The following is a 12,264-nucleotide window of genomic DNA, read 5'->3' as shown; positions in this document are numbered from 1 at the left end:
GCGGCTCAGTCGTCGGCGGGTGCCGAGCCGTTCGGCTCTCCCACCCACGAGCCGCTCGCGAAGTCGACGGCGTTGTTCCACTTCGCGACGACCGTCGTCACCGCGAGGTCGCCGGAGATGTTGGTCATCGTGCGCAGCCGGTCGAGGATCGGGTCGACGCCGGCGACGAACCCGACCACTTCCAGCGGCAGCCCCAGCTGGGTCAGCACCAGCGTCAGCATGATCAGCCCCGTGCCGGGGACGCCCGCGGCGCCGATGCTCGCGAGCACCGCGACCACGACGACCGTGAACTGTTCGGGCAGCGTCAGTGAGACCCCGACCAAGTTCGCGGCGAAGATCGCCGCGACGCCCTGGTACAGCGCGGTCCCGTCCATGTTGATCGTCGCGCCCAGTGGGAGCGAGAAGCTGTAGACGCTCTCGTCGATCTTGAGGTTCTCGTCGGCGTCGTTCATCGTCACCGGCAGCGTCCCCGACGAGGAGCGGATCGACAGCGCCGTGATCAGCGCCTCGCGGCCGCCGCGCAGGAACTTGATCGGCGACTGGCCGGCCAGTAGCATCACCAGCCCGCCCAGGTGGACGACGGCGATGTGCAGGCTCACGGCGATCAGCAGCGTGAGGATCAACAGCGCGAACGGGACGATCGCGTCGACGCCCGCCTGCCCGAACACGGACGCCATCAGCGCGAACACGCCCAGCACGCCGTACTCCATCACGCCCCAGACGACTTTGAACATCGCCTCGGCGCCGGCCTCAGCGAGGTTGTAGAAGCTCTCGATCCCCTCGCTGACCTGCTCGGAGATCTCGTCGGACTCCTCGACCACCGCCAGCGCGTAGCCGAACACGATAACGAAGAAGATGACCGGCAAAATGTCGCCCGCGGCCATCGCGCCGATCGGATTCGAGGGGACGATCCCCAGGATCACTTCGACGATGTCGGGTGCCTCCGCCTCCATCGCCTCGCCGCCGGTTAGTTCGAGGTTCTCGCCGGGGTTGATGAGGTTCGCCACCAGCAGCCCGAAGGCGACGGCGAGCCCGGACGTGAGGGCGTACAGCCCCACGACCTGCCCGCCGATCCGGCCGAGCTTGCTCGGTGTCAGCCGTCTCGCCCCCATCAGCAGCGTGAACACGATAATGGGGATGATCAGCATGCTCAGCATCTGGACGAACAGGTCGCCCAGCGGCTGGAGCTGCGTCGCGGGCTGTCCGACCGCGAGCCCGACGACCGAGCCGAGGAGGAACGCCGCCCCGATACGATACACGATCGGAACCGACCGATACCGAGACCAGTATCCGCCAACTGTACTCATGATCCGCCCGATCTTCCGGGCACCCGTACTTAAAACACCGTGTGGGGGCGACTGCGGCCGTTACCTACGTCGGCCTGACCCATCGGCTCTCAGTTCCGTGAGAGCGTGAGCTCGTCAGGATCGACGGTGGCCGGCTCGGGGGCGTCGCCCGAAACCACCGCGAGGTCACCGACTGCCGCTGTCGCCGTGGCTGCCGGGTCGGCGAGTACGATACAGCCGCCGACCAGAAGCGGTGCGAGCACCCCGACGACCACCGCAGCCGGGTCGGCGAGCGACTCCCGGAGGACCACGCGACTGTCGGCGTCGAGCCCGCGGAGCTCCGCGATCTCGGAGGCGGCCGCGAGCGCGTCGCCGTGGCTCACCGTGCGGTCCCCGTCGGCGAGCAGCGGCGTCCCGGGATCGATCTCGGTCGGCGGGAACGCGGGGTTCTCGCTCCAGACGGACTCCTCCCAGTCGATCGTCTCGGCGTCGGTCGCCTCGCCCCCGAACACCGCGATTTTGGTGCCGGGACCGGGGGCGTAGGCGGCTTGCTCGGCGGCGGGGACGAGCAGCAGTCGGTCGCCGGCGTCGCTGCCGGCAGCGGGGTCGAACCGCGTTGCGGCGCCGAGCTGGGCGGCGCCGAGGAACGAGAGGAGGGGCGGCAGGTCGGGAACGGGGGCGACGGCGACCGTTCGATCCTCGCCGACGCCGTGAAAACGGAGAACGTTGCCCGCCTTGTACGCGTTCGTGATCAGTTCGTGGTAGCTCCGCTCGCGGTCCCCGATCGAGAGCGCCGGTCGATCGCTGCGGCGGTCACGGGCGAGCAGGTCGCCGACTACGTCCATGATCGGGGGACGCGGTCCGGAGCGATAAGGCTCCGGCGGTCGACGGCTCGGGACGGGTAGCGCTCCGTGGCTCGACGGTACGCCGACGACTCTACGGCGCGCCGGCGATCACCATCCGGGAGTCGTCTTCCTCGAACAGGAGCATCCGGGAGTCCTCCCCGTCGACGCGGACGGCGTCGCCGGCGTCCATGTCGACAGTGTCACCCTCGACGGTGAGCTTCGCCGATCCCGCGAGCAGGACGTACACCTCCTCTTGTCCGTCGCTCTCGTGGGCGTGTTCCATCCCCTCCCAGCCGGCGTCGGCCTCGACGACGGTGACGCCGAGGTTCTCGCAGTCGAGCGCGTCCCGGAGGAAGTACATCCCGGGCGCCTTCGGTTCCACGTCGTCGTAGCTGACGGTGTCGTGGCTCATGCGCGTAAGTCGTGGGCCGCTGCCGTGAAAAATCGCGCGGCGGCTACAGCGAACTGCGGAGCTTCTCGAAGAAGCCGCGATCCACGTCGACCTCCTCGCCGCCGGCCTCGGCGAACTGTTCGAGCGCCTCGCGCTGCTCCTCGTTCAGATCGTCGGGCGTGACGATCTGCACGTCGACGTAGAGGTTGCCCTGCCCGCGCCCGCGCAGCCGAGGCATCCCCTTGCCCTGGAGGCGGAACCGCTCACCGGACTGCGTGCCGGCGGGGATGTCGAGTTCGACGGGGCCGTCGAGCGTGGGCACCTCGACGGTCGCGCCGAAGGTGGCCTGCGGGAACGAGATGGCGTGGCGGTGCTCGAGGTCGGCGCCGTCGCGCTCGAACTCGGGGTGGTCCTCGACCTCGACCTCGATCAGCAGGTCGCCCTTGGGGCCGCCGTTCTCGCCGGGCGCGCCCTCGCGGTTCATCCGGAGGCTCTGCCCGCTCTGGATGCCGGCAGGCACGTCGACCTGCAGGGTGGCCTCCTGCCGGACGACGCCGTCGCCCGAACACGTCTTACAGTCCTCGGAGTACAGCTCGCCCTCGCCGCCACAGCGCCGGCAGGTCTGGGTCTGCTGGACGCGACCCAGCGGCGTCTGCTGGACCTGCGTGACCTGCCCCTGCCCGTTACACTCCGGGCAGGTCTCTACGTCGGCGTCGGCGGGGTGGCCCGCGCCGTCGCAGTCGGGACACTGCTCGGGGCGCTCGATGGTGAACTCCTTGCTGACGCCCTCGTAGGCCTCCGAAAGCGTGATCGACATGCCGGTGCGGATGTCTCGACCGGCCTGCGGGCGGTTGCCGCCGCCGCCACGGCCGCCCCCGCGGCCGCCGCCGAAGAACTGCTCGAAGATGTCCTCGAAGCCGCCGCCCCCGCCACCCATGCCGCCGCCGAAGGGGCCACCGCCCATGCCACCAGCGCCACCGCCGCCCTGGTCGAAGCCGCCGCGCTTCTCGGCCTGTTCGAAGCGCTCGTGACCCATCTGGTCGTACGCCTGCCGCTTCTCCTCGTCGGTGAGCACCTCCTTGGCCTTCTTGGCTTTGCGGAACTTCTCCTCGGCGTCGGGATCGTCGCTCACGTCCGGGTGGTACTGGGAAGCCTTCTGGCGGAACGCCTGCTGGATCTCGTCCTCGTCGGCGTCCCGGGAGACCCCCAGCACCTCATAGAAGTCCTCGCTCATTCGTTATCGGGGATAACTGGCTCGGCCTATTTGAATCGCGTGGCTTCCGGCGTCCCCGCGGCACCGCCGCCACGCGGCCCGAGGGCTGCCCGCCGGGCTCAGTTCCCGGCGGCGAACCGTTCGACGGCGTCGTGGACTGCCTCGGGCGCCACCGACCGACTCTCGCCGTCGCGGTCCTCGACCTCCACCTCGCCGGTCTCGCGGTAGTGGTTCCCGAGGATGATTTTCGCGGGAATCCCGAGCAGTTCGCTCTCGGCGAACCGTTCGCCGACGGACTGCTCGCCGTCGAACAGGAGGCAGTCCTCGCCGATCGCGTCGTGAATCTCGGTAGCCACCGCCGCGATCTCCCCGTCGCCGATGGGGACGATCGCGGCTCGGTAGGGCGCGACCGATCCCCACTCGGTGACGGGCCAACGACAGGCCGCTTCCCCCGAGTCGGCGCCGCCCTGCATCACCATCGTCTGGACGATCCGACCGATGCCGAGCCCGTAGCTACCCATGTGAACCTCGCGGGGCCGGCCGTCGGCATCGTCGACCGTGAACCCCATCGCGTCGGCGTAGCGCGTCCCGAGTTCGAACGTGTGGCCCACCTCGACGCCGCCACTGCTCCGGAGGCTGCCGCCGCAGTCGGGGCAGTCGTCCCCGTCCGCGAACGCGTCGAACCGGGGTGACTCGTCGCTCAGGCCGAACCGGCAGCCGTCGGCGGTGCAGCCCAACAGCTCGCAGGTCCCGCTCTCGACGGGCGCGAGAAACTCCTCCGAGCGGTCGCCGCCCATCACGCTGTTGGCGGCGTCGGCGATCACGAACTCGATGCCGAGATCGGCGAGTATGCGCTCGTAGGCCGCCCGTATCTCGCGGTACCCTTCCCGCAGCGAGGCCTCGCCCGTATGGAACGAGTAGGCGTCCTTCATCGTGAACTCCTTGCAGCGCAGCAGGCCCGCGCGGGCGTGGTCGTCCCGGAACTTCGCGCCGACCTGGTACAGCGTCAGGGGGAGCTCGTCGTAGGAGCGCACCAGCCCGTCGAGCAGGTGAACCATCCCCTCCTCGTGGCTGGGCGCGAAACAGAGGTCGCGGCCGTCGCGGTCCGCGAGGGTGAACATCTCGCCCTCGAAGGATCCCCAACGGCCGCTCTGTTCCCAGCGCTCGCGCTGCTGGAGGCCGGGAAGGGTGACCTCCTGCCCACCGACGCCGTCCATCCCTCTCCGGATTCGGTCGACGGCTTTCTCCCGAATCCGCTGCCCGGCGGGCGTGAGCGCCCAGAGCCCACTGCCGAACTCCCGGATCAGCCCCGCACGCACGAGGAGTTCGGTCGCTTCCGTCCCCTCGCCGCGGCGCTCGCGGCTCGCGGGGAGAAAGAGGTCACTCCGACGCATGGGCCACCTCGCTCGCTACGGACTGCTGGAGAATTCGCTGTTCGTTACCGCCATCGCGGAACGCGTCCACGGGCCGTGCTGAACCCGCGGAACTCGCGTGTCGAAGACATCGACTGAAGCGTGTGGCGGACGTGTGAAAAACCTACCTCTGTCGTGCGGTTCGATGGCAGCCCCCACGCAGCGATGGATTGATCGCCCCCCGACCCACAGATCGTGGTAACTGATGCCATCGTTCACCGCCCGCGCCGAGTACGACCGCCTCGCCCACGTCCGCGCCCACCGCCCCGGCCTCGAACTCTGGTCGGGCGCGCTCGACCCCGAATCCAATCTCTTCGACGCGACCGTCCCGCCCGCACAGGCCACACGAGAGCACGAGCGCATGACCGACGCGCTCGCGAGGGCGGGCGTCGAGGTCCACCTGCTCGCCGACGATCTCGCCGACGCTGGCGCGCTCGACGATCTCGTCGCCGAGTACGTCGATCTCCCCGACGGTCGCCATCCGGCCGCGGCGACCGCCGAGTTCGACGCCCGCGAGACGCTCGAACTGATCCTCTCGCGAGCGAGACTCACCGAGGGCGGCGACGGGCCGAACGTCGAACTCCGTCAACCGATCTCGAACACGCTGTTCCAGAGCGACACCGTCGTCGTCGGCGACGAGGGGCCGGTGCTCTGTGAGATGGGCGAGCCGATTCGACAGGACGAACTCCCGATCGTCCGCCGGGCGTGGGAGGGGCTGGGCGCCGAGTTCACCCACGAGATGTCCCGCCCGCTCGAAGGCGGGGAGTTCCTCCCCGCCGACGAGTTCGCGCTGCTGGGCGTCTCCGCGGAGACCGACGGCGAAGAAGAAGTGATCCGGACCACCTACGAGGCGGGCCGGGAGTTCATCGACGCGGGTGCGGTCGGGTTCGAGGAGGTGGGGCTCGTCCGCGCGCCACTGGCCGCTGACCGACGCCACCGCGAGCAGCACGGGATCGGCTCCCGGGTGCTCCACCTGCTCGGCTGGTGTAACCTCGCCGCCGAGGGGCTGGCGGTGACCGACCCGACGCTGGCCAAGGCGGCGACGGTCGACGTGTTCCGGAAAACGGGCGATTGCTACGCGTTCGACCGCTCCACGTCGACGCTCGCGTACCTCCGCGAGAAGGGATACGATATCGTCGAGATGGGACCGAAAGAACGCTGGGCGGCGAACTTCCTGACCGTCGACGACGGGACGATCGTCCCGATGCACCGCACCGACGAGGACGGCGAGTACGACCCCGACCTGAACGGCACGATCGAGCGCCTGAAGGAACGAGGCGTCGAGGTTCTCCCCGACGGCGAGGGGATTCCGGAAGGCGTGCTAACGCAGGGGGCCGGCGGGATCAACTGCATGACCGTGCCGCTGGAGCGTCAGTGAGTCGGGAAGAGTTCGTCTCGGGAAGTTTCGTCTCAGTCCGGTTCAGAAAGCTCCCTGCGGTCGCTTTCTGAAATCACGAGGGACTTCGCTTCGCTCTCGTGAGCAGACGAGAACGACGACTATTCGTCGTCGTTCTCGTCGACGTCATCAGAAATCGAAGATTTCTGATTGGCTGACGAGACGAGTCTACGACTCGTCTTCGTCAACGTCTTCGAAGTCGGCGTCGACGTACTCGTCGTCGTCACCGCCGGACTCGCCGCCCATGCCGCCGGGGCCGGCGCCGCCCATGCCGCCCGGACCGCCCGCGGCACCCGCACCGGCGCCGCCGGCGCCCGCCTGGGCCTGCTCCTGGTACATCTGCTTGCCGATCTCCTGGAGCTCCTCGCTGAGCTCCTCGGCGGCCTCGTTCAGCTCGTCGGCGGTGGCGTCCTCGTCGTCGAGGACGTCCTGCACGTCGTCGATCGCGGCCTCGATCTCCTCGATCGTCTCGTCGTCGACGTTCTCCTCGTTCTCGTCGATCAGCGTCTCGGCGCGCTGGATCGCGCCCTCGGCCTCGTTGCGGGCCTCGATTCGCTCGCGGCGCTGCTGGTCCTCCTCGGCGTGCTGCTCGGCCTCCTGCTGCATCTCCTCGATCTGCTCGTCGGAGAGGCCGGCGCCGCCCTCGATGGTGATCGACTCGGCGTTACCCGAGCCCTGATCCTCGGCCTCGACGTTGACGATCCCGTTCTCGTCGATGTTGAACGTGACCTCGATCTGGGGCGTTCCGGCCGGCGCCGGCGGGATACCGGTCAGCTGGAACTCACCCAGCAGCTCGTTCTCCTCGGCGATCTCGCGCTCGCCCTGGAACACCCGGACCTGCACGGAGGTCTGGTTGTCCGCGGCGGTGGTGAACACCTTCGACTCCTCGGTCGGGATCGTGGTGTTCTTCTCGATCAGGCGCTCGAACAGGCCGCCCTTGACTTCGATCCCCAGCGAGAGCGGGGTCACGTCGAGCAGCACGAGGTCGTCGACGTCGCCGGAGAGCACGCCGCCCTGGATCGCTGCACCCAGTGCGACTGCCTCGTCGGGGTTGACGTTCTTCTTGGGCTCCTGCCCGACGAGATCTTCGACCTGCTCGTGGACCTGCGGCATCCGGGTCGACCCGCCGACCAGAATCACTTCGTCGATGTCGTTCTTGCTGTAGCCGGCGTCGTCGAGCGCCTGCTCGGTCGGCTCGACCGTTCGCTCGATCAGGTCGTCGGTCAGCGACTCGAACGTCGCACGCGTGATCGACTGTTCGAGGTGGACCGGGCCGGAGTCCGTCGCCGTGATGAACGGGAGGTTGACGGTGGTCTCTTTCTTGTTCGAGAGCTCGATCTTGGCCTCCTCGGCGGCGTCCTTGAGCCGCTGAAGCGCCTGTCGGTCCTCGCGGAGGTCGATCCCGTGCTCGTTCTCGAACTCGTCGGCGAGGTGGTCCATCAGCGCCTCGTCCCAGTCGTCGCCGCCGAGGTCGTTGTCCCCGTTGGTCGCGACGACCTCGTAGACGCCGCCGCCGAGGTCGAGGATCGACACGTCGAACGTCCCGCCGCCGAGGTCGTAGACGAGCACCGTTTGGTCGGAGTCGTCGTCGAGCCCGTACGCCATCGACGCCGCCGTCGGCTCGTTGACGATTCGCTCGACCTCGAAGCCGGCGATCTCGCCGGCGTCCTTGGTCGCCTGTCGCTGCTTGTCGTTGAAGTACGCGGGAACCGTGATGACCGCCTTCTCCACCTCGTCGCCGAGATACTCCTCGGCGTCGCGCTTGAGCTTCTGGAGGATCATCGCCGAGATCTGCTCGGGCGTGTACTCCTCGCCGTCGGCCTCGACGGCGTACGCTTCCTCGCCCATGTGGCGCTTGATGGAGGCGATCGTGTTGTCGGGGTTCTGGATCGCCTGGTTCTTGGCGGGCTTGCCGACCAGGCGCTCGCCGTCGTCGGAGAACGCGACGACCGACGGCGTGGTCCGGTCGCCCTCGCTGTTGACGATGATCTCGGGATCACCACCCTCCATGACGGCCATGGCGGAGTTGGTGGTACCGAGGTCGATTCCGAGGATCTTGTTGCTCGCCATTCTTGGTCGTGTATTCCGGGCTGAATCGGTTAAAGGTTGCTTTCACGACCGCAGACCGTCCCTCTGCCGGCTTGCGGTTCTACCAGTCGGTGTTGGGATGTGGAGAAGGGTTTATCCCGAAGCGTCGTCCGACCGCTACTCCTCGCTGACCGTGACCTGTGCGGTCCGGATCACCTTCTCGCCCATCTCGTAGCCGGGGCGGTAGAGCTCCTCGATGGTGCCGGCGGGGCGGTCGCTCTCGACGCGCATCAGCACCTCGTGGCGCTCGGGGTCGGGCTCCTCGCCGGGCTCGGGCTCGATCCGCTCGACGCCTTCGTCCGCGAGCACGGTGTCCAGTTCGCGGAGCGTCCCCTCGACGCCCTCGCGGATGTCGGCGTCGCTGTCCTGCTCCAGCGCGCGAGCGAGGTTGTCCCGGACCGGGAGCAGCTCCTCGACTAGACTCTCGGTCGCGCGGGCCTGCTGCTGTTCGAGCTTCTTCTGTTGGCGCTTCTTGAAGTTCTGGAAGTCGGCCTGTTTCCGGGTGAGCTTCCCCTCCAAGTCGTCGATGCGCTCCTCGTAGTCGGCGCGGTCCTCCCGGACCGCCTCGGCCAGTTTCTCGTCGTAGTCGGCGACGCGCTCGATCAGCGATCGGTCGAGCTCCTCGTCGGTCTCCGCCTCCGGCGCGTCAGCGTCGGGTTCGACCTCGGTCCCTTCGTCGGCGTCGGTCGGCTCCTCGGCTGCCGCGTCGGCGTCGTCGGTCATACCCGAAGGAAGCGCCGCCGTGGGTTTAAGCGTTGCAAAAGCGCCCCGCGATCCCGTGTCGCCCCCTGGTCCCGATCAGTCGCCGCCGGTGAGCTCGTCGAGCATGAACACCGCCTCGGGCTTCGAGAGCGGGTCGTTCGCGTTACCACAGTGGGGCGACTGCACACAGGACGGGCAGCCGTCGGCGCAGTCGCAGTCGTCGATCAGTCGGGCGGTCCGGGCCATCAGTTCCTCGATCCGGTCGTAGCTGCGCCGGGTCAGCCCGACGCCGCCGGGGTGGCCGTCGTAGACGAAGATCGTCGACTGGTCGGTGTGGCCGTGGTACGGCGTCGACAGCCCGCCGATATCCGCCCGGTCACAGAGCAGGTACAGCGGGAACAGCGAGATGACGCCGTGCTCGGCGGCGTGGATCCCGCCGTTGAATCCGTACTCGGGGTCGCCGTCCTCGGCGGCCATCGCGCGCATCTCCACCTCCACGTCCTCGGGGACCGTCCAGTAGAACGCTTTCGTCCGGAGCGTCGTCTCCGGCAGGTCCAGCGACTCCCGCCCCATCGTCTCGCCGGAGGCGGCGTCACGGCGCTCGAACCCGGTGATCTGCTCGGTTACGGAGACGTCCGCGAACCGGACCGCCGTGTCGGGGCGGGCCGACAGCGACTTCTCCCGCAGGTCCTCGTGGACGGTCACGTCTTTCTCGGTCAGGACCTGCGTGTGGTAGTCCGCCCAGGTCGGCTGGAGGCGGGCGGTGTCCCGGTCCAGATCTAACTCCGTGACCTCGTAGCGCTGGCCTTGGTGATGGTAGATCGCTCCCGGGTGGGCGTCTCGGAGCGCGTCCGAGAACGACAGGGAGGCGATCACGTCGTTCGAGCGGGAGTCACGGAGCTCGACCTCGCGGTCGTCGATCGTCCGGAGGTTCATGCTGTGCTGGGGGCTTTCACTGCCGTCGTGGGTCCAGCGGAGCCCGTTCCCCGTCTCGCGACGCTCCAGCACGCCCGACTCCTCCAAGTCGGCGACCACGTCAGGGAACGGTTCGCCGAAGTGGCGCCGGTCGTCTCGGGAGAGCCAGTTCTCGGCGGCCGCCGAGGCGACGTGGTCGGGCATCACCGCCTCGTTCTCCGGGTCGCTGATGGCGTCCTCCGGTTCGCCCTCGAAGAACGTCTCGGGGTTGCTCATCAGGTACTGGTCCAACTGGTCCTCGCCGGCCACCATCACGACCAGCGCGGGATCGTCGCCCCGACCGGCACGCCCGGCCTGCTGGAACGCCGCCATCCGGGTGCCCGGGTAGCCGTCGACGATCACCGCGTCCAGCCCGCCCACGTCGACGCCGAGTTCGAGCGCGTTCGTGCTCCACGCCCCGCGGAGGTCGCCGCTGTGGAGCCGATCCTCAAGCTCCCGCCGGCGGTCGTCGGTCAGCGACCCTTGGTATGCCTGTACCTTCCCCGCGACCTCGGTCGACCCGCGGCTCCGGAGCTCCTTTGCGGACTCCGCCGCGTAGCGCTCGGCGGTCTGACGGCTCCGCGTGAACACGAGCGTCTGCTGGCCCGCCTCCACGAGGTCGGTGAACAGTCGCATGGATTCGACGTGACTGGAGCGTCGCCGTCCCGTGTCGCGGTCCTGTTCGTACTCGGGTGGGTTCCAGAGCACCCAGTCCCGCGGCCCCGTCGCGGAGGCGTCGTCGTCCACGAGCGTGAACCCCGAGGGGTCGCGGCCGGTGATCGTCGCCGCGTGCTCAATCGGGTTACCGATCGTCGCCGAGCAGCAGACGTACGTCGGGTCGGCGCCGTAGCGCTCGCAGATCCGGTTCAGCCGCCGGAGCAGCAGCGCGACCTGCGAGCCGAACACGCCGCGGTAGCTGTGGACCTCGTCGATCACCACCAGTTCGAGCGAGGAGAAGAACCACTCCCAGAGCCGGTGGGCGTGGGGGAGCAGCGCGTAGTGGACCATGTCGGGGTTCGAGAGCAGCACGGTCGGTCGGCGATCCCGCACGTCGCGCTTTTCGGATTTCGAGAGTCGGCCGGTGTACTGGTCGACCGAGACGCGTGAACCGAAGCCGAGATCGCGGGCCAGCTCCGAGAGCGTCTCTAGCTGGTCCGAAACGAGCGCGTTCTGCGGGCCGAGATACAGCGTTCGGCCGCCGTGGTCCATCGCTCGCTCGAACGCGGGAACGGTGTAGGCGAGGCTCTTCCCGCTGGCGGTCTCGGTCGCGATCACGGCGTCGTCACCCTCCCTGACGGCTTCGATCGCGTTACTCTGGTGCCGGAACGGTCGCTCGATCCCTCGGTCGGCGAGCGCGCTCTCCAGCCGCGGTTCGAGGTCGAGATCCGCGAACGTGGGCTTCCGGGCTGACACTCGCCGGTGAGCGGCCACCTGGTCCGCGTGGTACTGGCGCTCCCGGAGCCAGTCGAGCGGGTCGTGCACGCGCCCGCTCGGCGCCCGCGAGCCATGACGGTTCTGGTCCCGGCCGCTTTTGACCGCCGGCGGCGACGTGAACGTATGAACGGCGGAACGTACACGCTCGTCTTTTCGCTGCCGAGCGCCACCCATATCGAGGTCGGTGCGCTCGGCGAGCACCGGTTCCCGGCGGGTGGCTACTGCTACACGGGGAGCGCGCTGGGCAGCGGCGGCTTCTCCCGGATCGACCGCCACCGTCGCGTCGCCGCCGGCGAACACGACGTGCGTCACTGGCACGTCGACTACTTCGGCAGCCACCCGGCGACGGAACTGGTTGCCGTCGAGCGCACGCGCGGCCAGGACCGCGAATGTGCAGTGGCGCGAACACTCGGGAACGGCCCCGTTCCCGGGTTCGGGGCCTCCGATTGCGACTGCGAGACACACCTCGCGCGGTTCGAGAGCCCGGAACTCGCCGCCGAGAGAGCCGCCGCCGTACACGATCGCCAATAACGCACGACGAGA

General features: G+C 68.7%; 10 protein-coding genes. 2 read left to right on the top strand and 8 right to left on the bottom strand.

Features of this window, described 5'->3' with window-relative positions; all coding sequences use genetic code 11:
• Positions 1 to 5: 5 nt before the first annotated feature.
• The 5 genes from BN1959_RS08350 to BN1959_RS08330 all read right to left on the bottom strand — a co-directional run bounded on the left by BN1959_RS08350 (position 6) and on the right by BN1959_RS08330 (position 5,129).
• Positions 6 to 1,307 (bottom strand): dicarboxylate/amino acid:cation symporter, encoded by a 1,302-nt coding sequence (locus tag BN1959_RS08350; protein ID WP_053948221.1) that lies wholly within the window; start codon positions 1,305 to 1,307, stop codon positions 6 to 8.
• Positions 1,308 to 1,396: 89 nt separating this feature from the next.
• Positions 1,397 to 2,131, bottom strand: coding sequence for a hypothetical protein (locus BN1959_RS08345; RefSeq protein ID WP_053948220.1), 735 nt, complete (start codon positions 2,129 to 2,131; stop codon positions 1,397 to 1,399).
• Between the two features lie 91 nt (positions 2,132 to 2,222).
• Entirely contained in the window at positions 2,223 to 2,543 is a 321-nt protein-coding gene (locus BN1959_RS08340; RefSeq protein ID WP_053948219.1) for a cupin domain-containing protein, read from the bottom strand.
• A 43-nt stretch (positions 2,544 to 2,586) separates the two neighbouring features.
• Positions 2,587 to 3,756: a molecular chaperone DnaJ gene (gene dnaJ, locus BN1959_RS08335; RefSeq protein WP_053948218.1), complete on the bottom strand. Its 1,170-nt coding sequence runs from the start codon at positions 3,754 to 3,756 to the stop codon at positions 2,587 to 2,589.
• A 98-nt stretch (positions 3,757 to 3,854) separates the two neighbouring features.
• Positions 3,855 to 5,129: an aminoacyl--tRNA ligase-related protein gene (locus BN1959_RS08330; protein ID WP_053948217.1), complete on the bottom strand. Its 1,275-nt coding sequence runs from the start codon at positions 5,127 to 5,129 to the stop codon at positions 3,855 to 3,857.
• A gap of 223 nt (positions 5,130 to 5,352) precedes the next feature.
• Between BN1959_RS08330 and BN1959_RS08325 the strand changes: the two genes are divergently transcribed.
• A complete protein-coding gene (locus tag BN1959_RS08325) occupies positions 5,353 to 6,525 on the top strand; it encodes an arginine deiminase family protein (protein ID WP_053948216.1) in 1,173 nt (390 codons plus the stop codon).
• 186 nt (positions 6,526 to 6,711) lie between these two features.
• Here the strand turns inward: BN1959_RS08325 and dnaK are convergent, their stop codons facing one another.
• From dnaK to BN1959_RS08310, 3 genes are all read right to left on the bottom strand, one after another.
• Positions 6,712 to 8,613, bottom strand: a complete 1,902-nt coding sequence (dnaK, locus tag BN1959_RS08320) for a molecular chaperone DnaK (RefSeq protein ID WP_053948215.1) — start codon at positions 8,611 to 8,613, stop codon at positions 6,712 to 6,714.
• Positions 8,614 to 8,748: 135 nt separating this feature from the next.
• On the bottom strand, positions 8,749 to 9,354 hold the full coding sequence (locus BN1959_RS08315; RefSeq protein WP_053948214.1) for a nucleotide exchange factor GrpE: 606 nt from the start codon (positions 9,352 to 9,354) through the stop codon (positions 8,749 to 8,751).
• 75 nt (positions 9,355 to 9,429) lie between these two features.
• Positions 9,430 to 11,769: a DEAD/DEAH box helicase gene (locus BN1959_RS08310; RefSeq protein ID WP_053948213.1), complete on the bottom strand. Its 2,340-nt coding sequence runs from the start codon at positions 11,767 to 11,769 to the stop codon at positions 9,430 to 9,432.
• A 75-nt stretch (positions 11,770 to 11,844) separates the two neighbouring features.
• Between BN1959_RS08310 and BN1959_RS08305 the strand changes: the two genes are divergently transcribed.
• A complete protein-coding gene (locus BN1959_RS08305) occupies positions 11,845 to 12,252 on the top strand; it encodes a GIY-YIG nuclease family protein (protein ID WP_053948212.1) in 408 nt (135 codons plus the stop codon).
• The last annotated feature ends 12 nt before the right edge of the window (positions 12,253 to 12,264 follow it).

Origin of the sequence: Halolamina sediminis (genome assembly GCF_001282785.1) — an archaeon.
Classification (GTDB): Archaea; Halobacteriota; Halobacteria; order Halobacteriales; family Haloferacaceae; genus Halolamina; species Halolamina sediminis.
This window is presented reverse-complemented; position numbering and strand designations above follow the sequence as displayed.